This window comes from Pseudomonas sp. A-R-19 (assembly GCF_019956575.1).
Classification (GTDB): Bacteria; Pseudomonadota; Gammaproteobacteria; order Pseudomonadales; family Pseudomonadaceae; genus Aquipseudomonas.
On sequence record NZ_JAHBDR010000115.1, the window covers coordinates 49,058 to 74,249 of the forward strand.

Annotated in this window: 21 protein-coding genes; 17 read left to right on the plus strand and 4 right to left on the minus strand. The window is 61.6% G+C overall.

Annotation, left to right across the window (positions count from 1 at the left end; translation table 11 throughout):
* Positions 1–46 precede the first annotated feature (46 nt).
* The 5 genes from KGA88_RS29765 to KGA88_RS29785 all read left to right on the plus strand — a co-directional run bounded on the left by KGA88_RS29765 (position 47) and on the right by KGA88_RS29785 (position 4,799).
* Positions 47–1,258, plus strand: a complete 1,212-nt coding sequence (locus tag KGA88_RS29765; RefSeq protein WP_263296300.1) for an MFS transporter — start codon at positions 47–49, stop codon at positions 1,256–1,258.
* Positions 1,259–1,419: 161 nt separating this feature from the next.
* Positions 1,420–2,127 carry an HPP family protein gene (locus KGA88_RS29770; protein WP_223596231.1) on the plus strand — a complete coding sequence of 236 codons (708 nt, stop codon included), beginning with the start codon at positions 1,420–1,422 and terminating at the stop codon, positions 2,125–2,127.
* Positions 2,128–2,224: 97 nt separating this feature from the next.
* Complete coding sequence (locus tag KGA88_RS29775; protein ID WP_223596233.1) at positions 2,225–3,697, plus strand: nucleobase:cation symporter-2 family protein; 1,473 nt, start codon at positions 2,225–2,227, stop codon at positions 3,695–3,697.
* Between the two features lie 58 nt (positions 3,698–3,755).
* Complete coding sequence (locus KGA88_RS29780) at positions 3,756–4,226, plus strand: LEA type 2 family protein (RefSeq protein ID WP_110658244.1); 471 nt, start codon at positions 3,756–3,758, stop codon at positions 4,224–4,226.
* A 27-nt stretch (positions 4,227–4,253) separates the two neighbouring features.
* Positions 4,254–4,799, plus strand: coding sequence for a GNAT family N-acetyltransferase (locus tag KGA88_RS29785; RefSeq protein ID WP_223596235.1), 546 nt, complete (start codon positions 4,254–4,256; stop codon positions 4,797–4,799).
* A gap of 2 nt (positions 4,800–4,801) precedes the next feature.
* Here KGA88_RS29785 and KGA88_RS29790 read toward each other — a convergent pair whose 3' ends face one another.
* Positions 4,802–5,818, minus strand: a complete 1,017-nt coding sequence (locus tag KGA88_RS29790; protein WP_223596352.1) for an AraC family transcriptional regulator — start codon at positions 5,816–5,818, stop codon at positions 4,802–4,804.
* Positions 5,819–6,361: 543 nt separating this feature from the next.
* On the opposite strand from KGA88_RS29790, the gene efeU reads away from it, so the two are divergent.
* Genes efeU through efeO (KGA88_RS29810) form a run of 4 tightly spaced genes read left to right on the plus strand, consistent with a single transcriptional unit; the run spans position 6,362 to position 10,577 of the window.
* On the plus strand, positions 6,362–7,201 hold the full coding sequence (efeU, locus tag KGA88_RS29795; RefSeq protein ID WP_223596237.1) for an iron uptake transporter permease EfeU: 840 nt from the start codon (positions 6,362–6,364) through the stop codon (positions 7,199–7,201).
* An 8-nt stretch (positions 7,202–7,209) separates the two neighbouring features.
* Entirely contained in the window at positions 7,210–8,430 is a 1,221-nt protein-coding gene (gene efeO / locus KGA88_RS29800; protein ID WP_223596239.1) for an iron uptake system protein EfeO, read from the plus strand.
* Positions 8,427–9,725: an iron uptake transporter deferrochelatase/peroxidase subunit gene (efeB, locus tag KGA88_RS29805; protein ID WP_223596241.1), complete on the plus strand. Its 1,299-nt coding sequence runs from the start codon at positions 8,427–8,429 to the stop codon at positions 9,723–9,725. The genes efeO (KGA88_RS29800) and efeB overlap by 4 nt, the downstream gene beginning before the upstream one ends.
* Before the next feature lie 27 nt (positions 9,726–9,752).
* Complete coding sequence (gene efeO / locus KGA88_RS29810) at positions 9,753–10,577, plus strand: iron uptake system protein EfeO (RefSeq protein ID WP_223596243.1); 825 nt, start codon at positions 9,753–9,755, stop codon at positions 10,575–10,577.
* Positions 10,578–10,760: 183 nt separating this feature from the next.
* Here efeO (KGA88_RS29810) and pssA read toward each other — a convergent pair whose 3' ends face one another.
* Complete coding sequence (gene pssA, locus KGA88_RS29815; protein ID WP_110661102.1) at positions 10,761–12,104, minus strand: CDP-diacylglycerol--serine O-phosphatidyltransferase; 1,344 nt, start codon at positions 12,102–12,104, stop codon at positions 10,761–10,763.
* 214 nt (positions 12,105–12,318) lie between these two features.
* Here pssA and KGA88_RS29820 point away from each other — a divergent pair, with 214 nt between their 5' ends.
* The 3 genes from KGA88_RS29820 to KGA88_RS29830 all read left to right on the plus strand — a co-directional run bounded on the left by KGA88_RS29820 (position 12,319) and on the right by KGA88_RS29830 (position 14,384).
* On the plus strand, positions 12,319–12,882 hold the full coding sequence (locus tag KGA88_RS29820) for a TetR/AcrR family transcriptional regulator (protein ID WP_110661101.1): 564 nt from the start codon (positions 12,319–12,321) through the stop codon (positions 12,880–12,882).
* 55 nt (positions 12,883–12,937) lie between these two features.
* The gene (locus KGA88_RS29825; RefSeq protein ID WP_110661100.1) at positions 12,938–13,414 is read left to right on the plus strand and encodes a DUF1348 family protein; all 477 of its coding nucleotides are present in this window, start codon (positions 12,938–12,940) and stop codon (positions 13,412–13,414) included.
* A 190-nt stretch (positions 13,415–13,604) separates the two neighbouring features.
* The gene (locus KGA88_RS29830; RefSeq protein WP_104448285.1) at positions 13,605–14,384 is read left to right on the plus strand and encodes a TSUP family transporter; all 780 of its coding nucleotides are present in this window, start codon (positions 13,605–13,607) and stop codon (positions 14,382–14,384) included.
* On the opposite strand, the gene nudC is transcribed toward KGA88_RS29830, so the two are convergent.
* Both nudC and KGA88_RS29840 read right to left on the minus strand, forming a co-directional pair.
* Positions 14,352–15,182 carry an NAD(+) diphosphatase gene (gene nudC / locus KGA88_RS29835; RefSeq protein WP_223596245.1) on the minus strand — a complete coding sequence of 277 codons (831 nt, stop codon included), beginning with the start codon at positions 15,180–15,182 and terminating at the stop codon, positions 14,352–14,354. The two genes, KGA88_RS29830 and nudC, sit on opposite strands and share 33 nt — an antisense overlap.
* 6 nt (positions 15,183–15,188) lie before the next feature.
* A complete protein-coding gene (locus KGA88_RS29840) occupies positions 15,189–16,001 on the minus strand; it encodes a crotonase/enoyl-CoA hydratase family protein (RefSeq protein ID WP_110659925.1) in 813 nt (270 codons plus the stop codon).
* 558 nt (positions 16,002–16,559) lie between these two features.
* Here KGA88_RS29840 and glgA point away from each other — a divergent pair.
* From glgA to KGA88_RS29865, 5 genes are read left to right on the plus strand one after another with little or no spacing between them, the layout of a single operon-like run.
* Positions 16,560–18,143 (plus strand): glycogen synthase GlgA, encoded by a 1,584-nt coding sequence (glgA, locus tag KGA88_RS29845; protein WP_223596247.1) that lies wholly within the window; start codon positions 16,560–16,562, stop codon positions 18,141–18,143.
* A gap of 12 nt (positions 18,144–18,155) precedes the next feature.
* Positions 18,156–19,955, plus strand: a complete 1,800-nt coding sequence (treZ, locus tag KGA88_RS29850) for a malto-oligosyltrehalose trehalohydrolase (protein ID WP_223596249.1) — start codon at positions 18,156–18,158, stop codon at positions 19,953–19,955.
* Complete coding sequence (gene malQ, locus KGA88_RS29855) at positions 19,948–22,026, plus strand: 4-alpha-glucanotransferase (protein ID WP_223596250.1); 2,079 nt, start codon at positions 19,948–19,950, stop codon at positions 22,024–22,026. Before treZ ends, malQ begins: the two co-directional genes overlap by 8 nt.
* Positions 22,023–24,809: a malto-oligosyltrehalose synthase gene (locus tag KGA88_RS29860; RefSeq protein WP_223596252.1), complete on the plus strand. Its 2,787-nt coding sequence runs from the start codon at positions 22,023–22,025 to the stop codon at positions 24,807–24,809. Before malQ ends, KGA88_RS29860 begins: the two co-directional genes overlap by 4 nt.
* 20 nt (positions 24,810–24,829) lie before the next feature.
* Positions 24,830–25,165: a DUF2934 domain-containing protein gene (locus KGA88_RS29865; protein ID WP_110659920.1), complete on the plus strand. Its 336-nt coding sequence runs from the start codon at positions 24,830–24,832 to the stop codon at positions 25,163–25,165.
* Positions 25,166–25,192: the final 27 nt, after the last annotated feature.

A 25,192-nucleotide genomic window follows, 5' to 3' on the forward strand; every position in this document is an offset into this window, starting at 1 on the left:
AACGACCGAGTGTCCGGCTGCTAGAGTAGCGCTCACGGTCGGGCTGATGCCGGCCCGATCGAATAAGGACATTCACGCCGTGACCAGCTACTCCCCCCTTATCCGCCGCCTGCTGATCTGCTCGCTGACCATCGTCGTCAGCCGTGCCATCACCAGCCCTTTACTCACGCTGTTCGTCAGCGACAAGCTTGGCCTCAACCAGCAGGACGTTGGCCTGCTGCTCGGCATTGCGGTGTTCGTCGCCACCCTGCCCTCCCTGTATGGCGGTTACATCATCGACCGCTTCGAAAAGCGCCGATTACTTATTCTTTCGATGGCGTCCAGCGCCATTGGCCTGGTGTTGCTGACCTTTGCTGAAAACCTCTACCTGACCACGATCACCCTGATCGTCACTGAAACCGCGTCATCGCTGTTCCTGATCGGTTCGAAAGCGATTCTCAGCGACAACCTTCCTGTGGGCCAGCGCGCCAAGGCGTTTTCCCTGAGCTATACCCTGACCAACATTGGTTACGCTGTCGGGCCAATGCTTGGCGTGCTGATTGCCGGTGCCTTTGCAAGTGCGCCATTCCTGGTGGCTGCGGCCATCGCTTTTTTCAGCATTTTCCTGATGACCGGGATCGCGAAGGACCCGGCGCGTGCGTCTGTCACCGGTCAGGCGCAGAGTTTTCTCAAAACCCTGGTCACCCTGAAAAATGATCGCACCCTGATCATGTTCACCGCCGGTTGCCTGCTCAGTACGGTGGTGCACGGGCGATTTACGTTTTACCTGTCGCAGTATTTGCTGGTGACCAGTGATTCCAAACACACCATGGATGTCATGGCCGCCCTGCTCGCCTGCAACGCCATCAGTGTGATCTTGCTGCAGTACCAGATCGGGCGTTTCCTCAAGCGTGAGCAATTGCGCCAATGGATCGTCGCCGGCACCGGTCTGTTCATCCTCGGGCTGATCGGCTTCAGCCTGGCGGACAGCCTGGTGAGCTGGTGCGTGGCGATGTTTATCTTCACCCTCGGTGAAATCATTATTTATCCGGCGGAGTTTCTCTTCGTCGACACCCTGGCGCCGGAAGACTTGCGCGGAAGCTATTACGGCGCACAAAACCTTGCTGCGCTTGGCGGTGCATTGAGCCCGGTGATTTGTGGCTTCATGTTGATGCGCACACCGGCGCCGACGATGTTTTACGCCTTGAGTGCGCTGGCAGCACTCGGCGGTTTGCTGTGCTACCTAAGCGGCCGACGGGGCAACTTAAAGCAAAATTAATGCACTGAAAGCTCATTAATATGAATTTGTCAGCGCCTTAATTGACCGGCACACTGTGCGTGTTCCTCCCCCAATAGTTGGAACATCTTCAAGGGCTTTCTGGGTTTCCCAGCTAAGCCCTTTTTTTGACTCGCTTTTTTCCGCGCTGGAGTTTTTTTAGAATGCTTGCTCGCTGGTTGCCCGCCGCCATCAATACCCGCCCCACCGAATGGAGCCGCGCCGCCATCGGCATGGCCCTGGGGACGCTGTTCAGCGTGTGGCTCTGTAGCCAGGTGTTCGGCATTGCGGTGGCTCAGCACCTGATCGGTCCGCTGGGGGCGTCGGCGGTGCTGTTGTTTGCCGTGTCTTCGGGCGCACTCGCGCAACCCTGGTCGATTCTCGGCGGTTACTTGAGCGCCGGGGTGATCGCCTTGCTGGTGGCCCATGTGTTGGGCCGAACCCTCGGTAGCGCGTGCCTGGCGGCGGGCATGGCATTGATCCTGATGTGCTGGTTGCGGTGCCTGCACCCTCCGGCCGGTGCATTGGCCCTGACCCTGGTGCTGGCCGATCCGGCAACCATTGCCATGGACTGGAAAGCCATTGAACCGGTGATGCTCAGCGCCGCGACGATGCTGCTCTGCGCCCTGGCCTACAACAACCTGACCCGCGTTCGTTACCCCAAGCGTGCCAGCGAGCCGGTGGCCAGGATTCCTGCCGACCACCCGTCGGTCGACACTCAGGCCATCACCGCCGAAGACCTGAAACTGGCGCTGGCTGACATGGAGGCGTTCTATGACGTCACGCCCGAGGACCTCGAACAGTTGATCCAGGCCAGCCAATTGCACGCCAAACGCCGCAGCGTCGGCGAGGTGTTCGCTGCGCGCCTGTAAACCACTGTTTTGGAGGATCTTTTGCCGTGGCCGGGCGGTTCTGGCATCCTGCGCCTCCATTTTCTGACCCGGCCCGCCTTCTGGCACGCAAACCACCATGACCGCCTCCGAAAAAGCCCCCGCTCCACGCCACAGCGACCTTATTTACGGCCTTGATGACCGCCCGCACCTGACCGCCACCGTCTTCGCCGCCCTGCAACATGTGCTGGCGAGTTTTGTCGGCATCATCACCCCGACGTTGATCATGGGCAGCGCCCTGGGCCTGCAAAGCGAAATTCCTTATCTGATCAGCATGGCGCTGTTTGTCTCCGGCCTGGGCACCTTCGTGCAGGCGCGGCGTTTTGGCCCGGTGGGCTCCGGCCTTCTGTGCCTGCAAGGCACCAGCTTCTCGTTCATCAGTGTGATTCTCAGCGCCGGCTTCATGGTCAAGGCCCGGGGCGGCGGCACCGACGAGATTCTCTCGACCATCTTCGGCGTGTGTTTTTTTGCCGCGTTCATCGAAGTGGTGTTGAGCCAGTTCATCGGCAAACTGCGCATGCTGATCACCCCGGTAGTGACCGGGACGATCATCACGCTGATGGGTTTGTCGCTGATCAAGGTGGCCATGACCGACATCGCGGGAGGCTTCGGCGCCCCGGACCTGGGGGCCGCCAGTCACCTGGCCCTGGCTGCACTGGTGCTGGGCACCATCGTGGTGTTGAACCGGGTGGACGTGCCGTTTCTGCGCCTGGGCGCGATTGTCATCGGCCTGACCCTGGGTTATGGGGTGGCCTGGCTCATGGGCCAGGTGGATTTCCACAGCCTGCCCGACGTCGCGCTGGTGAGCGTACCGGTGCCGTTCAAGTACGGGTTCAACTTCGATTGGGTGGCGTTCATTCCGGTGGCGGTGATTTTCCTCGTGTCGCCGCTGGAGGCCGCCGGTGACCTCACGGCCAACTCGATGATCTCCCGGCAGCCGGTCAAAGGCCCGCTGTACATTCGCCGGATCAAGTCCGGCCTGCTCGCCGACGGCCTCAACTCGGCCATGGCGGCGGTGTTCAACAGCATGCCGATGGTGACCTTCGCCCAGAACAACGGGGTGATCCAGCTCACGGGCGTGGCCAGCCGCTACGTGGCTTTTTTCATCGCCGGATTGCTGGTGGTGCTGGGCCTGTTCCCGATGATCGGCGCGGTCCTGCAACTGATGCCGAAACCGGTGCTGGGGGGCGCGGAACTGGTGATGTTCGGCACCGTCGCCGTGGCCGGGATCAAGATTCTCGCCGAGGCCGGCCTGCATCGGCGCAACATGCTGATCGTGGCGATCTCCCTCGGCATGGGCCTGGGCGTGGCCGCCGTGCCGGAAGTCTTGCGTGAACTGCCCAAGGCCCTGCACAACATTTTCGAATCGCCCATCACCGTCGGCGCGCTGTGCGCTATCGTTCTTAATATCTTCCTGCCCGAGGAGTTCATTGAGCTGGAGGAAGACGAATTCGATCCGGAGGCCTCCGTGCTTCAGGTGATGCAGAACCCCGATGTGACCGCCAGGGATGAGTCCGCAAAGGCTGCGGTGGTCGCACCGTCAAACCGCTAGACGGGCTCAAGGGCTGAGCCGCTGGCGGCTCAGCCCTTTTTCAGATGAGAGCACGTCCATGCGCAGCGTCCACGCAGTCCTGATTTCCCTCCTGCTCTGCCTGAGCGCCTGTTCCTCCCTGCCCAACCGAGACCCGTTGAAAATCAACGTCGTGGGCGTCGAACCCCTGCAAGGCGAAGGCATGGAAGTGCGCTTTGCCGTGAGAATCCGCGTGCAAAACCCCAATGACAACGTCCTCACCTACAGTGGGGTTGCGTTGGATCTGGACATCAACGGCCAGCCGTTCGCCTCCGGCGTCACCGATGAAAGGGGCACGATCGGGCGCTTTTCCGACGTCGTCGTGAGCGTGCCGGTCAGCGTTTCGGCGTTGTCGGTGATCCGCCAGACCTATGGCATCAGCCAAATGAAAACGCTGAACAACATGCCCTATATCCTGCACGGCAAGCTCTCGGGTGGGCTGTTCAACACGACGCGTTTCGTCGACAGTGGCACACTCAATCTGCCGGGAGCGACCACCGGCAGCCGCTGACACCTGACTCAGGGAGCAACACCTTCCATGGAAGCCACCCCCACGCTCTACACCGAGCGCCTGATCCTGCGCCCGCTGGAACTGGCCGACGCCGATGCCATCCAGCAACAGTTCGCCCACTGGGAAGTGGTGCGTTACCTCAACGCCTTCGTGCCCTGGCCCTATCCGGCCGATGGCGCGCGGGTCTATCTGCGTGACAATGCCCTGCCCGCCATCGCCCGTGGCGAGGAGTGGCACTGGTCGATCCGCCTGAAGTCGGCGCCGGAGCAGTTGATCGGCAACATCAGCCTGATGAGCGAACAGGACAACAATCGCGGTTTCTGGCTCGGCCCGAAATGGCAGGGTCATGGCTTGATGAATGAAGCCAGCGCGGCTGTGACCGAGTACTGGTTTTCCGTTCTGGGCCGCAGCGTGCTGCGTGTGCCAAAAGCGGCCCCGAACATTGGTTCGCGCAGGCTCTCCGAACGTACCGGCATGCGCCTGATTCGAACGGATGAAGGCCGGTTTGTCGGCGGGGTTTTCCCGAAAGAAACCTGGGAAATCACCCGTGAAGAATGGTTATCGCGCCGCTGAACCTACTCGGTGTCATTGAGAATCAGGCTGCGGTAATGCCCCGGATTCGACCCTGACCACTTGCGAAACGCCTTGTAGAAAGAACTGGCGTCGGCGAATCCGAGCCGCGTGGCGATTTCGCTGAAGCTGATCGCCGGCTCGGCCAGCCAGACAATCGCCAGCTCCTTGCGCACGCTGTCCTTGAGGCCTTGATAGGTTTGCCCTTCTTCGGCCAGACGGCGGCGCAAGGTTGAAGCGGACATGCACAGGCGTTGCGCCAGGGCTTCGGTTTCCGGCCAGTGTTCGGCTGGCAGATGGCGCAGGTCGTGTTTGATACGGCTGGCCAGGCTCTCGGGATCGCGGTATTTCACCAGGATGTTCGCCGGTGCAAGGGCGAGGAATCGCTTGAGTTCCTCGGGGCTGCGCTTGATCGGCAAATCGAGGTAATCGGCGGAGAAAATCATCCGCGTGCGTGGACGGTCGAAACGCAGGTTCTCGGAAAACATCACCTGATAGTCATCACAGAAATCCGGTTTCGCACAGCGCAGTTCGATGGCCAGGATCGGAATCCGCCGCCCTGCCAGCCAGCAGGCGACGCCGTGGACGATCATCCAGTAGGTGAAATAGGTGAAGGCCCGGCGCGGGTCCTTGTCGTCTTCCAGCAGGACGATTTCCGCCAGGCTTTGCTGACGCACCAGCTGCGCTGGCAAGCGCTCAAGCATCAGCGACAGAAAGTCCAGGCCGCAGGTCAGTCCCGCCGCCACGTTGGGCTGGAGCATGGCCGTACGACACAGAAAGGCAAAACTGCCGGACTTTAGCTTGCGCGGGTCCATGCCAAAAAACTCGTCATCCCCGCGCCGTGCCAGCAACCGCCAGCACTTCGCATAGGTGGTGGCCGGCAGGCGGGCATCGCTGCTGTCCAGCAACCGCGGGTCGATTCCGAGCTTGTGCAACACCTCTTCGGTGGCGGCTCCCGGGGCGCAACTTTGCAGCAGTGCTTCACGCAGCAGTTGTGCGCTGATGGTGTCTTTTTCCGACATGGATCGCGGCAAGGCCTGTTCTTGTTCGAGTGGGGGGCATATTAGCTGAAACCACCGGCCTAACGCAGATCCCCTGTGGGAGCGGGCTTGCTCGTGAAGGCTTTGTGTCAGGCGATGAGGATTTTGTGGGTGTACATATCCGTTGTTGCGGTCACGGCGGCTTATGGTTCCGCCCTTACGGCGGGTCACTTTGGAAAAGCCCCAAAGTAACCAAAGGGCTCTTGCCCCTTTCATTCGGTGCCTCGCCTAGGCTCGGCATGCCCTCGCTCCGGTCCAACTCCGTGGGCCCGCCGCCATCGGCCATCCATGGCCTAGGGCGGCTAACCCGGCATCCATGCCGGGTTGCCCACTGCGCAGAACCTCCACTCGGCCTCTCGATGGGGCAAGAAAATCAAAAGCCAAAGCCAAAGCCAAAGCCAAAGCCAAAGCGTGATCTTCAGGATCGTTCAGCTTAGGTTCAGGTAATTGGCAATCAATGGCATATGGGAATGAGTGTCATTATGTTACAAATTAGCTCCCTATCTAAATTCGAGACGGCGCTGAATGCTTGTTCCTTTTTTGATCATGCTGCGCGAAGGTGTCGAGGCTGCGTTGATCGTTGGCATCATCGCCAGTTACCTCAAGCAGACCGGTCGCGGCCAATGGCTGTCGGCGATGTGGATCGGGGTGTTTCTTGCCGTCACGCTTGCGCTGCTGGTGGGCGCGGGGCTGGAACTGGTCAGTGCGCAGTTTCCGCAAAAGCAACAGGAGCTGTTTGAAGGCATCGTCGGGTTGGTCGCTGTCGGCATTCTCAGCTCGATGGTGTTCTGGATGCGCAAGGTGGCGCGTTCGATCAAGCATTCATTGCACGAGTCCCTCGACCACGCGTTGACCGGTTCTGCACACCAGGTGATTGCCCTGATCGCCATGGTGTTTTTCGCCGTGGCCCGTGAAGGCCTGGAAACGGTGTTTTTCCTGCTCGCGGTGTTCCAGCAGAGCGAAGGTCCGGCGGCACCGATTGGCGCCCTGCTCGGCCTGGTCCTGGCTGTCGCCATCGGTTTCCTGATCTACAGCGGCAGCATGCGCCTGTACCTCGCGGCGTTCTTTCGCTGGACCGGCTTGTTCATCCTGGTGGTGGCGGCCGGCATCCTTGCCAACTCGGTGCAGGCACTGCACGAAGCCGGGCTCTGGAACCACCTGCAAACCGTGCTGTTCGACTTCAGCGCAACCCTGCCGATGGACGGCCCGCTGGGCTCGGTGCTGGCCGGCATGTTCGGTTACCAGGATGCGCCGACCGTCAGCACCCTGGGTGCGTACTTGATCTATCTGCTGGTGGCGCTGGTGATGTTCTTCTCCCCGGCCGGCGCACCCGCCAGGCAACCTTCTTCCGCTTCCAGCCAGTAAGGGCTCCCATGCCAAACCAAGCCCCAATCCAGGCTTCCCCTCCCCGCGCCTTGCGCTGGGCGCTGGCCGGTTCGGTGATCGTGATGATCGCCGCCGGCTGCCTGTTCTACTACGCATCGAAAATGGCCGCGGCCAAACGCCAGGCCAACCACGATGAAGTGGTGGTGACCATCCACCCGCACAGTTGCGAACCCAATGCCCTCACCGTCCCGGCCGGGCGCGCGAGCTTTCGGATCGTCAACCGCTCCGACCGGGCCGTGGAATGGGAAATCCTCGACGGCGTGCTGGTCATCGAAGAACGGGAAAACATCGCGCCCGGTTTGAGCCAGGTCATCAATGCCAACCTGCTGCCCGGCGACTACAGCATCACTTGCGGGCTGCTGAGCAACCCGCGTGGCACCCTGCACGTCACGCCGACAGCCGCCTCCGAGGCCGCCGCCAGCGCCAGGCCATCGATGGTCGCGTTTGTCGGGCCGCTGTCGGAATTCCGTGTGTACTTGAGCAGCCAGGGCAGCGCGCTGATCAAGGCCGTCACCGCCCTGCAGCAAGCCATCGAGTCCGGTGACCTGAGTCAGGCGCAGGCTCTGTATGTGCCGGCGCGCGCTGCCTATCAGCGTGTGGCGCCTGCCGCCCAACGCCTGGCGGAACTGGACAACGCCATCAACGCCCGCTCCGACTATTTCGAACAACGCGAGCAGGACCCGAGCTTCACCGGTTTCCACCGCATCGAATATGCAGTGTTTCAACAACGCAGCCTCGTGGGCCTGGCGCCGATTGCCCAGCGTTTGCTCACAGATGTCACCACCCTCAAACAACAACTGCTGGCCCAGTCACTGCCGCCGGAGCAACTGGTGAGCATCATGGTGCGCAACCTCAACGGCATTGCCGATGTACGCGCCAGCAGCGGCGAAGAGGAGCGCTACAGCCATAGCGACCTGAACGGCTTCGCCGCCAACCTCGATGCCGCCCGCAAAGCCGTCGACCTGTTGCGTCCGCTGTTGAGCAAATCCGCGGCCGGGCTGCTGCCGAAAATCGACAGCGCCCTCAACGCCTTCGACGCCGAACTCAATGGTTTCAAGGTCGGCGACGGTTACGCCAGCTACGACAGCGTCAGTGCCGAGCAGCGCAAACGGATTGCCGACAAGGCCAAGGCATTGGCCGCCGCCCTCGATGGAGTCGATCCCGCCCTTGGCCTTTCCGGCCTGTCAGCAGAAGACGTAAACCGATGAACGATCCAGAACAATTCAACCTCCAGCGTCGCCGTGTACTGTTGGGGATGGGCGCCGCCGGTGTCGCGCTCGCAGGCTCGGCACTCAGTTGCCCAGCCATGGCCGCCAGCCCCGCGCAAGTCACCGAAGCGCCGAGCAGCGACAAGACCCTCGACCACCACGCGTTCCATGGCCAACACCAGACTGGCATCGTCACGCCGCGCCCGGCGTCCGGCATGCTGGTGTCGTTCGATGTGCTGGCCAGTGACCGTGAAGACCTTGAGCGGCTGTTTCGCACCCTGAACCAGCGCATCGCCTTCCTGATGAAAGGCGGCGCGGTGACGCAGGTCGATCCGCAGCTGCCGCCCGTGGACTCGGGCATTCTCGGTCCGGTCGTGACCCCGGATAACCTGACCATCACGGTGTCGGTGGGCGAGTCGCTGTTCGACGAGCGTTTCGGCTTGGCCCACGCCAAGCCCAAGCGGCTGATACGCATGGTCGGCTTCCCCAACGACGCGCTGGAAGCCGATTGCTGCCATGGCGACTTGAGCATCCAGTTCTGCTCCAACACCACCGACACCAATATCCACGCCCTGCGGGACATCGTGAAAAACCTGCCGGACCTGCTGCTGGTGCGCTGGAAACAGGAAGGCAGCGTGCCGCCCCAGGCCCCGGCGAAACCCGGCGTACCGGCACAGAGCGCGCGCAACTTCCTCGGTTTTCGCGACGGTTCGGCCAACCCCGATTCCAACGATGCCAAGGCCATGGACAGCATTGTCTGGGTGCAACCCGGCAGCGATGAACCGGCGTGGGCCGCCAACGGCAGCTATCAGGCCGTGCGGATCATCCGCAACTTCGTCGAGCGCTGGGACCGTACGCCGTTGCAGGAACAGGAAAGCATTCTCGGCCGGGTCAAAAGCACCGGTGCGCCCATGGGCGGTGCCCATGAAACCGAAGTGCCGGACTACAGCAAGGACCCGGCCGGCAAGCTGACCCGGCTCGACGCGCACATTCGCCTGGCCAACCCGCGCACCGCCGCGACCCAGGCCAACCTGATCCTGCGCCGGCCGTTCAACTACTCCAACGGCGTGAACAAGAACGGCCAGCTCGACATGGGCCTGTTGTTCATCTGCTACCAGGCCGACTTGGAGAAAGGCTTCATCACCGTGCAAACCCGTCTCAACGGTGAACCTCTGGAGGAGTACCTCAAGCCTGTCGGCGGTGGCTATTTCTTCACGCTGCCCGGAGTGACCGGCGACCAGGATTTCATCGGTCGCTCTCTGCTCGATGCCACACATCCAACAACAACCGCCTAACCCACACAACCCTCACGGAACCGCCCCATGAAAAAGTCACCTCTCGCGTTATTGCTGACCCTTGGCTTGCTCAACACTTCGCTTTCGGTCTTCGCGGCGACAGCACCGCTGGACCTGGTGGGGCCGGTCTCGGACTACAAGATCTACGTGACCGAGCAACTGGACGAGCTGGCCAGCCACACCCAGCAATTCACCGACGCCGTGAAAAAGGGCGACCTGGCCACCGCGCAAAAACTCTACGCGCCGACTCGCGTCTACTACGAGTCGATCGAGCCGATCGCCGAGCTGTTCAGTGATCTGGATGCGTCCATCGACTCCCGCGTCGACGACCACGAAAAAGGCGTGAAAGCCGAAGATTTCACCGGTTTCCACCGCCTCGAATACTCGCTGTTCTCGGAAAAGAGCACGAAAGACCTGGGCGAACTGGCCGACGGTTTGAACAAAGACGTAAAAGACCTGCAAACCCGTGTGGCCGGCCTGACCTTCCCCCCCGAGAAAGTCGTAGGCGGTGCCGCTGCGCTGCTCGAAGAAGTCGCGGCGACCAAGATCTCCGGCGAAGAAGACCGCTACAGCCACACTGACCTCTATGACTTCCAGGGCAACATCGACGGCGCGAAGAAAATCGTCGACCTGTTCCGTCCGCAGATCGAGAAGCAGGATGCGGCGTTCGTGGCCAAGGTCGACAAGAACTTCGCCACCGTGGACAAGATCCTGGCCAAGTACAAGACCAAGGATGGCGGTTTCGAGACCTATGACAAGGTGAAGGACGCCGACCGTAAGGCACTGGTTGGGCCGGTCAATACTTTGGCTGAAGACTTGTCGACATTGCGCGGGAAGCTCGGTCTGAACTGAGTTTTACAGCGACCGTAAGCGGCGTTTATCCGGGGACTGGCGCGCATACCTGTAGGAGCGAGCCTGCTCGCGAAAAACCTGAGGACGCCGAGGTGAATCAGGTTTCCCGCGTTATCGTTTGCGCCCATCGCGAGCAGGCTCGCTCCTACAGAGGAGCAACAGCAGATCGGAAGTCCAGCGGGTTCACAGGATGCGATAGAGCAACCGCTCGATCCGCACCCGACTCACGCGCTTGAGGAACTTGGCCACGCCCATCGGGTATTCGGCGAGGGTTTCCAGGTTCTGGAAATGCTCGATACGACGGGTGTGCTGGAAGATCTCTGCCAGCTCATGGCCACGCGGCTCCAGCAGTTCGCCATGGGGATCATCGATCAACAAGGCGTTTTCCAGATCGAGTCGAAATGCCCGTGGGTTGAGGTTGTTGCCGGTCAGCAAGGTATAGCGCTGGTCGATCCACATGCCCTTGAGGTGATAGGTGTTGTCACCATCGCGCCACAAGTGCAGGTTCAACTGGCCGCTATCGATGTTGCGCTGATGGCGCTTGGCAAACCGGCGCAAGCTGATTTCGTACAGGTACGGCAACGCCGAAATGACCCGGAACGGTTCGCTGGGTGGAATGTAGAAGTCGTTGGCCGTCTTGTCGCCGACCACAATGTCGATCTTCACCCCACGGGCCAGCGCGCGATTGATCTCGCGGATGATCGCCAGCGGCAAATTGAAGTACGGTGTGCAGATGGTCAGTTGCTGCTGGGCACTGGCGATCAGCTCGCAAATCACCCGGTTCAGCGGATTGTTCTTGCCGACGCCGAGCAGCGGGCTGACGGACAACCCCGTCCTGTCCGTGGAGCCCCGCGTGGTGTCGTACGCCGCGTGCTTGAGGCGGCTGCGCAAGTCGCCGATGTCATTGCGCAGGCTGCGGGTGGTCGGCAGGTTCGGCAGGTCGAGGCGGTGCACGGCCTTGGACGCCACCAGGCCGTGCTGCACCAGGTGCTGCATAGAATCGGCCAGTTCGCGATTGTGCAGCAGGTGATAGCGGTCGTAGCGGTACTTGTCGAATTTGTGCAGATAGACGTTGTTCAGGCTCGCGCCGCTGTAGATCACGCAGTCATCGATCACGAAGCCTTTAAGGTGCAACACGCCGAACAGTTCGCGGGTTTGTACCGGGACGCCGTAGATCGGCACTTCACTTGCGTGGGTGCGGGTCATTTCCTGATACCAGGCCGAGTTGCCCGGTTGCTTGCCTGCACCGATCAGGCCGCGCTGGGCGCGCAACCAGTCGACGACCACCACCACGTCCAGTTCAGGACGCGCCAGCTTGGCCGCGTGCAAGGCATCGAGAATTTCCTGGCCGGCTTCATCCTGTTGCAGATACAGCGCAACGATGTAAATACGCCGGGTCGCGCTGGCAATTTTCTCCAGCAGGCAACGACGGAATTCGGCAGCGCCAGAGAGGATGCTGACGGCATCGGCCTTCAGCGGAAAACTGCGCAGTTTGGGCAGCAGGGAGCGTTTGAAAAGCGACGGCATAGGGCTCGCAATGGGTCGAATCCGAAGAACCCGAGAGCTTACACCATCGATAGCTTCGGGTCTTGTTACTGTCTGTTATGGCCCCTTCGCGAGCAAGCCCACTCCCACAGGGGAACGCATTTCAATGTGGGAGCGGGCTTGCTCGCGAAGACCATTTGTCAAGCACCACAAAAACCAATTTACTAAGGAGAACGATCGTTCTACTGTTAGCCACATGAACGAAATCAAAAGTAACGATACACGCGACATCATCCTGGATGTCACCGAGAAGTTGATCTACAAAAGTGGCATAGCCGCCACTGGCATGGATCTTCTGGTGAAGACCGCCGGCGTCTCCAGAAAAAGCATCTACCGCTACTTCGCCAACAAGGACGAACTGGTGGTAGCCGCCCTGCAACGCCGCGACCAACGCTGGATGCGCTGGTACAGGGGCGAAGTCGACCAGGCCCGAACCCCGGCCGAACGCCTGCTCAACCTGTTTACCGTGCTCAAATCGTGGTTCGCCTCGGAAGGCTTCCGCGGCTGCGCCTTCATCAATACCAGTGGCGAAACCGGCGACCCGCAAGACCCGGTGCGCCTGGTCGCCAAAGAGCATAAACAGAAGCTGCTCGACTACGTGTGCGAGCTGTGTACCGAACATGGCGCCGAGGATCCGCAGAGGCTGGCCAGACAGCTGCTGATCCTGATCGATGGTGCCATTACCGTGGCGCTTGTAATGGGTGATCACAGTGCCGCCGATAATGCGCAATGCATGGCGCGAAAGTTATTGGACCTGTAGCAACCTGATCAAGCTCGACAGTTGTTTTAACTTTAACTTGATACGGAGACTTGAAATGTCTAATACCGAAGTTCGTCCACCATTGCCCCCTTTCACCCGTGAATCGGCCATTGAAAAAATTCGCCTGGCTGAAGACGGCTGGAACTCCCGAGATCCCGAGCGAGTGTCCCTGGCCTACACCCTGGACACCCAATGGCGCAATCGCGCCGAGTTCGCCCACAACCGCGAAGAAGCCAAGGCTTTCCTGACCCGTAAATGGGCCAAGGAACTGGATTATCGACTGATCAAGGAACTCTGGGCCTTTACCGACAACCGCATCGCCGTGCGTTATGCCTATGAGTGGCACGATGACTCGGGCAACTGGTTCCGTTCCTACGGCAACGAAAACTGGGAGTTCAACGAGGACGGCCTGATGGCCCGCCGCTTCGCTTGCATCAACGACATGCCGATCAAGGAAAGCGAGCGCAAGTACCACTGGCCGCTGGGGCGTCGTCCGGATGATCATCCGGGGCTGTCGGATCTGGGCCTGTAGTTTGAATTTGCACTAACCCCTGTGGGAGCGGGCTTGCTCGCGAAAGCGGTGTGTCAGCCAACATTTATGCTGGATCTGACGGCCTCTTCGCGAGCAAGCCCGCTCCCACAATGGTTTTGTGTTGTGCAGGTGGTTAAGATGCTGCCCTTCCCCGCAGCCTCTTTCTGCACCCGCCGAATAAGTCGATCCCATGCCTTTCGAACTCAGCGTTGACCTCTCTACCCTGGCCATCCTGGCCCTTGTCGCTTTTGTTGCCGGCTTCATCGACGCCATCGCTGGTGGTGGTGGACTGTTGACCACCCCGGCCCTGCTGACTGCCGGCCTGCCACCGCATCTGGTGCTGGGCACCAACAAGCTCAGCTCGACCTTCGGTTCGGCCATTGCCAGCTTCACTTTCTACCGACGCAAGCTGTTCCACCCCGCGCAATGGGTCCACGCCATCGTCGGCACCCTGGTCGGCGCGTTGACCGGTGCCGTGGTCGCGCACTACCTGCCGGCGGAATGGCTGAACAAAATGCTGCCGGTGATCGTCTTCGCTTGTGGTGTCTATCTCTTGTTTGGCGGCACGCCGAAAGCGCCGACGGACAGCGACGCACCGATCAAGAAAAAATGGCAGTCGACCCAAGGCTTCAGCCTCGGTTTTTATGACGGCGTGGCAGGTCCGGGCACGGGCGCGTTCTGGACCGTGAGCAGCCTGCTGCTGTACCCCATCGACCTGGTGAAGGCCAGCGGTGTGGCGCGCAGCATGAACTTCGTCAGCAACGCGGCGGCGCTGTCGATCTTCATCTTTTCCGGTCAGGTGGACTGGATCATCGGCCTGTGCATGGGCTCGTCGTTGATGGTCGGCGCCTTCTTCGGTGCCCGCACCGCCATCAGCGGCGGTGCGAAATTCATTCGTCCGGTGTTCATCACCGTGGTGCTGGGCCTGACCGTGCGTCTAGCCTGGCAGCACTGGTTCAGCGTGGCCTAAGCGCCGCGCCACGTAGACGTCGATCAGGTAACGGGCAATCGAGCGTGACGCCGGCAACGGCGGCAGCTCGTGCACGTTGAACCATTGGGCGTCCTCGATCTCGTCTTCCTGGCAGACGATCTCGCCACCGGCATATTCGGCATGAAAGCCGAGCATCATCGAGTGCGGGAACGGCCAGCACTGGCTGCCCAGGTACTGGATATTCCTGACCTCGATGCTCACCTCTTCGCGAACCTCGCGAATCAGGCAGTCCTCGGCCGACTCGCCCGGTTCGGCAAACCCGGCCAACGTGCTGTAGACGCCCGTGACGAAACGCGGTGAACGCGCCAGCAGGATTTCATCGCCACGAGTGACCAATACAATCATGCTCGGCGAAATTCGCGGGTAACTGCGCAAATCGCATGGCTGGCAATACATCGCCCGCTCCCGCGGCACTTGCGTCATGGCTTGCCCGCAATTGCCGCAAAAACGGTGCTCGCGGGCCCAGGTGCCGATCTGCGCGGCGTAACCGAGCACTTTGTAGATCGTGTGATCGCCCTCCAGCATGAACGCCCGCAGGCCTTTCCAGTTGCAGCCCGGCACTTCGCTTTGACTGCGCAGCTCCAGCAGGTAGACCGGCTCGCCATCGAGATGACCGATGCCATGCTCGGCGAGAATCGGCAGGTCCTGGCGCTTGAGCCATTCGCGCGCGAACAGTGCGCCATTGTCATCGAACAGAAAGCCTTCGGGGCTGCGCGCAACAGCCCAGCCGCCGGGTTGATCGGTGTCCAGTACTGCAGTGGTCCAGCGAGGAATCATGGTTAATCAATCCAGAAATTCAGGTTTCTGTTTGCTCATATGGGCGGCCATGGCCACGCGCAGATCGGTGGATTGCAGCATGGCGGCGTTCCAGGTGGCGACGTATTCGAGGCCGTCATCAATGCGATGGTCACGCATGTAGCTGATCATCTCCTTGGTGCCGGTGACGGCAATCGGCGACTTGCCGGCGATTTCCCGGGCAATGCCCATGACGCCGTCGAGCAGGCTGGCGTTGTCGCTGTAGACGCGATTGACCAGGCCCATGCCCCGCGCTTCGTCGGCGCCGAAGGTGCGACCAGTGTAAGCCAGTTCACGCAGCATGCCGTCACCGATGATCCGCGGCAAGCGTTGCAACGTACCGACGTCGGCGGCCATGCCGATGTCGATTTCCTTGATCGAAAACTGTGCGTCCTCGGCGGCATAACGCATGTCGCACGCGGCAATCAGGTCAATGGCGCCGCCCAGGCAGTAACCCTGAATGGCCGCCAGCACCGGTTTGCGGCAGTTATCGACGGCATTGAACGACGCTTGCAGGGTGAGGATCTTGCGCCGCAGCAGGCGCGCATTGCGTCCGACGTCCTTGCCCAGCTCATTGGCCACGCCGGCCAGCATCATCAGGTCGATGCCCGAGGAAAAATGCTTGCCTGCGCCACTGAGGACCACCACGCGCACTTCATCGGTGTCGTCGATCCACTGGAAGATCTCGACGATCTCGCTCCAGAACGCGGCGTTCATCGAGTTGATCTTCTCCGGGCGGTTGATCTGCACATGGGCGATTTTATCGACCAGTTCGACGTTGAACGCGCTGTACTGAGACATGCCAGTGATCCTTTTGCGGGCAAAAATGAGGCCGGAACTATAACAAGGCATCAAGGTGGGCAGTAAGGCAGTGGTTCGGCCAAATGCGGGACTCAGCGGGCGCACCACGATGGTGCGCAAGCGCTCGATCCCATTGCACATTTATATGACTTCCCGGTGACTTTTTGCGGCAAAAATGCATAAAAAACTGCACTTCGTCGGGGCGTTTGCACCTCTAACAGGCACGTCCGTACCGTTATAAACCGATTGTCGAACAATTTTGCCATCTGCCCTTTACCGCTCTAAGTTCTGGCCTAGACTCATTTTCTCGAGACGAAACCGATCGGTCATAAAGTGGAAAAATAGCCGAAACTTTTTCCCATCCCGATCAGTCCTCTGACAAGAAGGTGCGTTGCGACTGGTGCAATCTTTGCAACGGCTCATTCACCCTTTCTGCTTCAGCGCATTGGGCAGCGCTTGCTCACTGATGCGTAGCGCGATTGCGCCCGGCCACGTGAATTGGCTTTGGAACACCGTTTGCCAGACCTAAGAATTAGATCAACAACACGGGAGATTCATATGATCAGTACGGCTTTGGAAATACAGGGAGAGCGTGCTCATCAGGTCGGCGAATCGAGCGCCGTGACTGCCGCAAATACCCAACCTGTCAACGCGCCTGGCACCAGGACGCTGACCCCGGCAGCCAACCAGAATCCGAACCGTAAGAAAGTCCTGTTCGTCACCTCGGAAATTGCCGACCTGGTGAAAACCGGTGGCCTGGGCGACGTTTCCGCGGCACTGCCACGGGCCATGGCCCATCTGCATGACGTACGGGTGTTGATCCCGGGTTACCCGCAGGTGCTGCATAGCGAAAATCCGATCCATATCATTGGCGAACTCGGCGGCCATGCGGCGTTGCCACCGTGCAAGATCGGGCGCATGGACATGCCCGATGGCCTGGTCATTTACGTGCTGATCTGCCCCGAACTCTATGAGCGCGAAGGTTCACCCTACGGCGCCAACAACGGCCGCGACTGGCCGGACAACCATATCCGTTTCGCCCGCCTGGGCCTGGCAGCCGCCGATATCGCCGCCAACCTCGCACAAATCCACTGGTGCCCGGACCTGGTGCATGCCCACGACTGGCCCGCCGGCCTGGCCCCGGCCTATATGCACTGGCGCGGGCAGCGCACGCCGACGCTGTTCACCATTCACAACCTGGCTTACCAGGGCGTGACCAGCCTGGGCTCGTGCCCCGAACTGGGCATTCCCCATCACGCGCTGCAACAGGAAGGCATGGAGTTCTACGGCAAGATGTCGTTCCTCAAGGCCGGCATGGCCTATTCGAGCCACATCACCACGGTCAGCGCGACCTACGCCCAGGAAATCACCACGCCGGACTTCGGCTGCGGTCTCGACGGTTTCCTTGCAGCCAAGACCCAGCAAGGCCTGCTCAGCGGGATTCCCAACGGTATCGATGAAAGCTGGGATGCGGCGACCGACCCGCACCTGTTCTGCCCGTTCGAGGTCGGCGACTGGGATGGCAAGGCAGTCAATGCCGCCCACGTCCGCGAGCTGTTCGGTCTGGAAGACTCCGAAGGCCCCCTGTTTGCGGTGGTCTCGCGACTGGTTTACCAGAAAGGCCTGGATCTCACCGAGGCAGTCTCCGAATACATCGTCAAATCCGGCGGCCAGATCGCAATCATTGGCCGTGGCGAGCCGGAGGAAGAACAGTCGATGCGCGAACTGGCCCTGCGCTTCCCCGGGCAGATCGGCGTGCGCATTGGCTTCAACGAAACCGACGCCCGGCGCATGTTCGCCGGCAGCGACTTCCTGCTGATGCCTTCGCGTTACGAGCCATGCGGCCTGAGCCAGATGTATGCCCAGCGCTTCGGCTCGTTGCCGGTGGCACGCAATACCGGAGGCCTGGCCGACACCATCGAAAACGGCGTGACCGGTTTCCTGTTCGATGAATCCACCGTGCAGAGCTATCAGGAAGCCCTGAGCCGTGCGTTCAAGGTGTTCGCCTTTCCCGACCTGCTGCACGCCATGCGCTGCCGGGCCATGGCAGCACCGTTCAACTGGTGCAAGGCGGTCGAACCCTACGCCGAACTCTACGAACAGCTTGTGGCTAAGGCATTGGGGAAATCGCACAAACAGTAAGAGGCTTTCAAGATGCCGTTACGGACCCTTGAGACCTGGCCCCACGGCGCAATCATGCTGGACCCGGAGCACACGCGATTCGCGTTGTGGGCGCCAGATGCGTTCTACGTCAGTGTCGAACTGGAAAATGGACAGTCCTTGCCGTTGCTGCCCCAGGCCGACGGCTGGTTCGTGATCAACACCCGATGCCCGGCAGGTACGCGTTACCGCTACAGCATCGACGGCGAACTGGAGGTGCCCGACCCGGCCTCCCGCGCCCAGGCAGGCGATGTTGACCGGCACAGTGTGGTGGTCGATCCGCTGGCCTATGCCTGGCAACACAGTACCTGGCCGGGACGGCCATGGAACGAAGCGGTGATCTACGAGTTGCATGTCGGTGCACTCGGCGGCTTCAGTGCCGTCGAGCAGCATCTGGCGCGGCTGGTCGAACTGGGTGTGACTGCGATCGAACTGATGCCCATCGCGCAGTTTCCCGGTGAGCGCAACTGGGGTTATGACGGCGTCCTGCCCTACGCACCCCAGGCTTCATACGGCTCACCCGAGCAGCTCAAGCACTTGATCGATACCGCCCATGGCCACGGTTTGGCGGTGATTCTCGACGTGGTCTACAACCACTTCGGCCCGGACGGCAATTACCTGCATCGTTATGCCAAGGGCTTTTTTCGCGAAGACAAACACACCCCGTGGGGCGCGGCCATCGACTTGCGCCGTCGCGAAGTACGGGACTTCTTCATCGAAAACGCCTTGATGTGGCTGCTGGAATACCGATTCGACGGATTGCGTCTGGACGCGGTGCACGCCATCGAAGACCCGGACTTCCTCCAGGAACTGGCCCGACGGGTGCGCCAGCAGACGGGGCCGGCGCGGCATGTCTGGCTGATGGTGGAGAACGAACACAACCAGGCCAGCCTGCTCGAACACGATTACGACGCGCAATGGAATGACGACGGCCACAACGCCCTGCACGTATTGCTCACCGGTGAAACCGAGGCCTATTACGCCGACTACGCGCAAAACCCCACCGAACAACTGGCGCGCTGCCTGAGCCAGGGTTTCGTGTTCCAGGGCCATCTGAACCGTCATGGTGTGGCGCGTGGTGAGCCCAGCGGGCATTTGCCACCCGGCGCATTCATCCTGTTTTTGCAGAACCATGACCAGATCGGCAACCGGGCCTTCGGCGAACGCCTGCATCAACTCGCCCACCCGCAAGCGCTACGGGCCGCCACGGTGTTGCTGCTGCTGTCGCCGATGATTCCGTTGCTGTTCATGGGCGACGAGTTTGCCGTCGAGCAACCCTTCCTGTTTTTCACCAGCCATCACGGTGAATTGGCGAAACTTGTCCGCGACGGCCGACGCAACGAGTTCGCGGCGTTCAGCGCCTTTGCCGACCCGCTCCTGCTCGAACACATTCCGGACCCGAACGATCCGCAGACGTTTGCAGCGTCGCGCCCTGTCCTGCCCCTGACCGGCCACGGCGAGATGCATGACCTGTATTGCCGGCTGTTGCAGATCCGTCACCGGCTCCTCATCCCGCGCCTGCCCGGTGCCCAGGCATTGGGCGCCGACGTGCTGGGCGCAGGCGCGGTCAGTGCGTCCTGGCGCCTGGGCGACGGCAGCCAACTGCGCATTGACCTGAACCTCAGCGCCAAGCCCGTAGTCCACACCTCACTGCCTGGTGCCACGCGGTTGTTCGAATACCCGCCACAGAGCGCCGGGCTGCTGGACCAAGGCACCCTTGCCCCATATTGCGCGCTCGCCAGCCTCGCCGCCGCAGCCCCTTTGCTACCCCGTATGGAGAGCGTCCATGAGTGATGCGCAACTGGAAATCCTGGCCAGCCGTGCCGGCCTCGCGGTCGATTGGATCGACGCCAACGGCCGTGCGCAAAAAGTTGCACCCTCGGTGTTGCGCAACGTCCTGACCGGCCTTGGCCACCCGGCCGGCAGCGCCCAGGAAATCGACGCCAGCCTGCTGGAATTGCAGGCGGTGCAACAGACCCATGACTTGCCACCCCTGATGACCGTCGATGCGGGTTCAGGCCTGGACCTGGCGCGTTTCTTCGAGCCGCAAACCCCTTGCGAAATCCACCTCGAGGATGGCTCGCGGCTGAACCTGAAACTGGATGCCAACTCGGTGCTGCCGGGACTGGTTCCGGTCGGCTATCAACAAGTCAGCATCGACGGACAAACCTTCACCCTGGCGGTGGCCCCGGCCCGTTGCTACAGCGTGGCCGACGCCGTGGACAACCCGATCCCGCGTGCTTGGGGCCTGAGCGTGCAGCTGTATGGATTGCGCCGCCCCGGCGATGGCGGCTTTGGTGATACCCAGGCGCTGGAGGACCTCGCCCGGGTGGCCGGTGAGCGTGGCGCCGAGGCGCTGGCGATCAGCCCGTTGCATGCGATGTTTTCCAGTGACACCCAGCGCTACAGCCCATATTCGCCGTCCAGCCGCTTGTTTCTCAACAGCCTTTACTGCGCCCCCGGCACCATTCTCGGCGAACGCGCATTGCGTACCGCCATTGACGCCACTGGCCTGGCCATTGAACTCAAGGCACTGGAAGAACGCCCGCTGATTGACTGGCCGGCCGCCGCCGAAGCCAAGCACCGGCTGCTGCAGTCGCTGTACGAAGGTTTCGTCCAGGGTGAACACCCGTTGCACGAGGATTTCAGCAGTTTTCGTCACGCCGCAGGCGAAGCGCTGGAAAACCACTGCCGCTTCGAAGCCATCCAGGAGGCTCGCGCCGCACGCGGTGAACACCTCGACTGGCGCCAATGGCCCGAACCCTGGCGCAACCCGCGCAGTGACGAGCTTGCAGCATTCGCCGAAGAGAATGCCGGGCGAATCGGTTTCTATGCCTTCTGTCAGTGGCTGATCACGCGCTGCCTGGAGCGCGCGCAAACCGCCGCCCGCGCCAGTGGCATGAGCATTGGCCTGATCGCCGACCTGGCCGTTGGCGCCGATGGCGGTGGCAGCCAGGCCTGGAGCCGTCAGGACGAACTGCTCGCCTCCCTCACCGTCGGAGCGCCGCCGGACATTCTCAACCGCAGTGGCCAGGGCTGGGGGATTTCCGCGTTCTCCCCCGAAGGCCTGGTGCGCAATGGTTTCCGTGCCTTCATCGAAATGCTGCGGGCCAACTTCGCCCATTCCGGTGGCTTGCGCATCGATCACGTCATGGGCTTGCAGCGTCTGTGGGTGATCCCCAATGGCTCGCCGCCAGCCGACGGCGCCTACCTGTATTACCCGGTGGACGATCTGCTGCGCCTGCTGACCCTGGAGTCCCACCGTCACCAGGCCATCGTCCTCGGCGAAGACCTCGGTACCGTACCGGACGGCCTGCGGGAAAAACTCATCGCCCGTTCGATGCTCGGCATGCGGGTATTGCTGTTCGAACAGGACAACACGCACTTCAAGCCGATCCTCGACTGGCCCGACAACGCCCTGGCGACCACCAGCACCCATGACCTGCCCACCCTCAACGGCTGGTGGCATGGCCGTGATATCGACTGGAACGCCCGGCTCGGCATGGTCGATGCCAGCACTGAAATCGAATGGCGCCAGCACCGTGAACGCGAGCGCGAAGGCCTGCGCCGGGCGTTGAGCCAGGACCCGCAGAACTTTCGCGAGGAATCCCACGAAACCGACCAGGTGCTCGATGCCAGCGTGCGTTTCCTCGGCCATACCCGGGCACCCTTGGTGTTGCTGCCACTGGAAGATGCCCTTGGCGTGGAACAACAGGCCAACCTGCCGGGCACCATCGACACCCACCCGAACTGGTCGCGGCGCTTGCCCGGTTACAGCGAAGCCTTGCTCGATGGCGCGGATGCCGCGCGGCGCCTGGAACTGCTCGCCTGTGCGCGACTTCAGGCGGCCGAGCGTGATCGATGACTCAAGTGCCGACCCGACCGTTGCGCGCCACGTTGCGCCTGCAATTTCACAAAGGCTTCACGCTGGAGGATGCGGTGCCACTGGTGCCGTATTTCGCCCGCCTCGGCATCAGCCATGTCTATGCCTCCCCGCTGCTTCGCGCGCGCGCCGGCTCGATGCATGGCTATGACGTGGTGGACCCGACCCGGGTCAACCCGGAACTGGGCGGCGAGGCGGCGCTGCGCAGCCTGGTCAGCGCATTGCACGGGCAGAACATGGGCTTGATCCTCGACATCGTCTCCAACCACATGGCGGTCGGCGGCAGTGATAATCCCTGGTGGCTGGATTTGCTCGAGTGGGGACGCCTGAGCCCCTACGGCGAGTTTTTCGATATCCAGTGGCACTCGCCCGATCCGTTGATGGAGGGCCAATTGCTCCTGCCGTTCCTGGGCAGCGATTACGGCGTCGCGTTGCAGGACGGCACCCTGCCCCTGCGCTTCGATGCCTGGCACGGCAGCTTTCATGTCGAGCACTACGAACACCGCTTCCCCATTTGCCCAAGCGATTACGGCGAATTGCTCAAGGTCGATGCGCCGCTCGATGCGCAACAGAACGAGCAATTGAAAAACCTCGCCGATCGCTTCAGCACCCTGAGCTACCAGACCGACGCCCACAGCCTGGCGATTCCACTGAAAGCAGAACTACTCGACCTGATCAGCGATCCGGCCATTGCCCAAGCCATTGAGCAGCACCTGAAAGACTACGACTCACTGAACGGCGATGGCTTCCTGCGCCTGCACAACCTGCTGGAACGCCAGAGCTATCGCCTGGCCAGTTGGCGCACCGCCGCCGACGACATCAACTGGCGGCGCTTCTTTGATATCAATGAGCTCGGCGGGCTGCGCGTCGAGCGTCCCGCGGTGTTCGAAGCCACCCACGGGAAAATTTTCCAACTGGTGGCTGAAGGGCTGATCGACGGGTTGCGCATCGACCACATCGACGGCCTCGCCGACCCACGGGGTTACTGCCGAAAACTGCGCCGCCGGGTCGACAGCCTGTCTGCGGGGCGCCACCTGCCCATCTATGTCGAAAAGATCCTCGGCGAAGGCGAAACCCTGCATCGCGACTGGTCGGTGGATGGCACCACCGGCTACGAATTCATGAACCAGCTATCACTGCTGCAAACCGACCCTCGGGGTGCGCAGACACTGGCCGAACGCTGGCAGCGCCACAGCGAGCGCACCGCCGACTTCGACCAGGAAGCGCAACTGGCGCGCCAGCAGGTCCTCAATGGTTCCCTGGCCGGCGATTTCGAAAGCGTCGCCCAGGCCTTGCTGCAAGTGGCCCGGGACAATCTCATGACCCGCGATTTGACCCTCGGTGCGATTCGCCGGGCCTTGCAGGCGCTGATCGTGCATTTTCCGGTGTACCGCACCTACATCAGCCCCCTTGGCCGGTCTGCCGAGGACGAGGTGTTTTTTCGCCAGGCCATGGACGGCGCCCGGCAAACCCTGGGCGAAGCGGACTGGCCGGTGCTCGATTGCCTGGCCGGTTGGCTCGGTGGCGAGCCCTGGCGGCAACGCCCGGCCGGTCGCGAACGCAAACGCCTCAAGCACGCCTGCGTACGTTTCCAGCAACTGACCTCGCCGGCCGCGGCGAAAGCTGTGGAAGACACCGCCTTCTATCGTTCGGCCGTCCTGCTCTCGCGCAATGACGTGGGGTTCAGCACCGGGCAGTTCAGTGCCCCGGTCGGCGACTTTCATCAAGCCTGCATCGAGCGTCTGCGCACCTTCCCGGACAACTTGCTGGCCAGCGCCACCCATGACCACAAGCGCGGCGAAGATTCGCGGGCGCGGCTGGCGGTCTTGAGCGAACGCCATAGCTGGTATGCCGATCAGATCGGCCTGTGGCGCGCCCTCGCCCGGCCATTGCGCAGTGACGATCAAGCGCCGTCGGCGGGCGATGAGTTGATTCTGTATCAGGCGATCCTCGGCAGTTGGCCGCTGGAGTTGGACATAGGCGATCCGGCGGCGCTGGAGGACTACGCAAAACGCCTCTGGCAGTGGCAACGCAAGGCCCTGCGCGAAGCCAAGCTGCAAAGCAGCTGGAGCGCGCCCAATGATGCTTACGAGCAAGCGAGCGAAGGCTTCATCCAGCGCCTGTTGCTCGGTCCCGAAGGCGAGCTGTTGCGCAAGGCCCTCGCCAAGGCTGCCCGGTCGATCGCCGTCCCCGGCGCACTCAACGGTTTGGCGCAAACCTTGCTGCGCATGACCGTGCCCGGCGTGCCGGATCTGTATCAGGGCAACGAGTTCTGGGACTTCAGCCTGGTCGATCCGGACAACCGCCGGCCGGTGGATTACGCCAGCCGCCAGCGGGCGATGCAGCAGCCTGTGGATCTACCCGATCTGCTGGCGAACTGGCGTGACGGGCGCATCAAGCAGGCCTTGATTGCCCGCGCCCTGGGGTTGCGTGCCGAGCATGCCGAACTGTTTCGGCGAGGCACCTACCAGGCCCTGGAAGTGGTGGGCAGCGAGGCCCATCGAGTGCTGGGTTTTGTCCGTGAACGGGAGGGAAAACGCGCCATCGTGATTGTGCCGATACGTTGTGCCGAACTGCTGGAAAACAGTGCCGAGCCGCAGGTCCACGCGCCGCTGTGGGGCGATACCCGGGTCAAACTGCCGTTCACCGCCCCTGATGAACATCTGAAGGGACTTTTTTCCGGCGTCACAGTCACAAAACACAGGGAGCTGCTGGTCAGCGCCGCGCTGGGGGATTTCCCGGTCAATCTCATTATTCACACTTGAGTCAGTTCAGGAGCATTGCAATGAGTACCGACGATAAACGCATCCGCGAATTCGCCTATCAGATCTGGGAGTCCGAAGGAAAACCCGAAGGTCAGGAAGCCCGCCACTGGGAGATGGCGCGCAAGCTGGCAGAAGCCGAAGCCCTGGCCCCGAAAAAGTCCCCGAAGGTCGCCGCCAGCAAGGCAGCGCCGAAGAAAACCGCCGACGCAAAACCTGGCCCCGACAAGACGCTCAACGGCAAGACCGCCGCGTCGAAGACCAAGGCCAAACCGGCGGCAGCGTCGAAAGTGCTCCCGCCAGGAGAAAAGGCCGCGGAGAAAAAACCCCGGGCGCCGCGAAAACCGCCCGCGATCTGATTAGGTCCAAGACATACCTGTGGGAGC

Bases quoted from the DNA above. Each gene is read 5' to 3' on its own strand.
- KGA88_RS29765 (WP_263296300.1), top strand. From the start codon at position 47: ATGCCGGCCCGATCGAATAAGGACATTCACGCCGTGACCAGCTACTCC.
- KGA88_RS29770 (WP_223596231.1), top strand. From the start codon at position 1,420: ATGCTTGCTCGCTGGTTGCCCGCCGCCATCAATACCCGCCCCACCGAA.
- KGA88_RS29775 (WP_223596233.1), top strand. From the start codon at position 2,225: ATGACCGCCTCCGAAAAAGCCCCCGCTCCACGCCACAGCGACCTTATT.
- KGA88_RS29780 (WP_110658244.1), top strand. From the start codon at position 3,756: ATGCGCAGCGTCCACGCAGTCCTGATTTCCCTCCTGCTCTGCCTGAGC.
- KGA88_RS29785 (WP_223596235.1), top strand. From the start codon at position 4,254: ATGGAAGCCACCCCCACGCTCTACACCGAGCGCCTGATCCTGCGCCCG.
- KGA88_RS29790 (WP_223596352.1), bottom strand. From the start codon at position 5,818: ATGTCGGAAAAAGACACCATCAGCGCACAACTGCTGCGTGAAGCACTG.
- efeU (WP_223596237.1), top strand. From the start codon at position 6,362: ATGCTTGTTCCTTTTTTGATCATGCTGCGCGAAGGTGTCGAGGCTGCG.
- efeO (WP_223596239.1), top strand. From the start codon at position 7,210: ATGCCAAACCAAGCCCCAATCCAGGCTTCCCCTCCCCGCGCCTTGCGC.
- efeB (WP_223596241.1), top strand. From the start codon at position 8,427: ATGAACGATCCAGAACAATTCAACCTCCAGCGTCGCCGTGTACTGTTG.
- efeO (WP_223596243.1), top strand. From the start codon at position 9,753: ATGAAAAAGTCACCTCTCGCGTTATTGCTGACCCTTGGCTTGCTCAAC.
- pssA (WP_110661102.1), bottom strand. From the start codon at position 12,104: ATGCCGTCGCTTTTCAAACGCTCCCTGCTGCCCAAACTGCGCAGTTTT.
- KGA88_RS29820 (WP_110661101.1), top strand. From the start codon at position 12,319: ATGAACGAAATCAAAAGTAACGATACACGCGACATCATCCTGGATGTC.
- KGA88_RS29825 (WP_110661100.1), top strand. From the start codon at position 12,938: ATGTCTAATACCGAAGTTCGTCCACCATTGCCCCCTTTCACCCGTGAA.
- KGA88_RS29830 (WP_104448285.1), top strand. From the start codon at position 13,605: ATGCCTTTCGAACTCAGCGTTGACCTCTCTACCCTGGCCATCCTGGCC.
- nudC (WP_223596245.1), bottom strand. From the start codon at position 15,182: ATGATTCCTCGCTGGACCACTGCAGTACTGGACACCGATCAACCCGGC.
- KGA88_RS29840 (WP_110659925.1), bottom strand. From the start codon at position 16,001: ATGTCTCAGTACAGCGCGTTCAACGTCGAACTGGTCGATAAAATCGCC.
- glgA (WP_223596247.1), top strand. From the start codon at position 16,560: ATGATCAGTACGGCTTTGGAAATACAGGGAGAGCGTGCTCATCAGGTC.
- treZ (WP_223596249.1), top strand. From the start codon at position 18,156: ATGCCGTTACGGACCCTTGAGACCTGGCCCCACGGCGCAATCATGCTG.
- malQ (WP_223596250.1), top strand. From the start codon at position 19,948: ATGAGTGATGCGCAACTGGAAATCCTGGCCAGCCGTGCCGGCCTCGCG.
- KGA88_RS29860 (WP_223596252.1), top strand. From the start codon at position 22,023: ATGACTCAAGTGCCGACCCGACCGTTGCGCGCCACGTTGCGCCTGCAA.
- KGA88_RS29865 (WP_110659920.1), top strand. From the start codon at position 24,830: ATGAGTACCGACGATAAACGCATCCGCGAATTCGCCTATCAGATCTGG.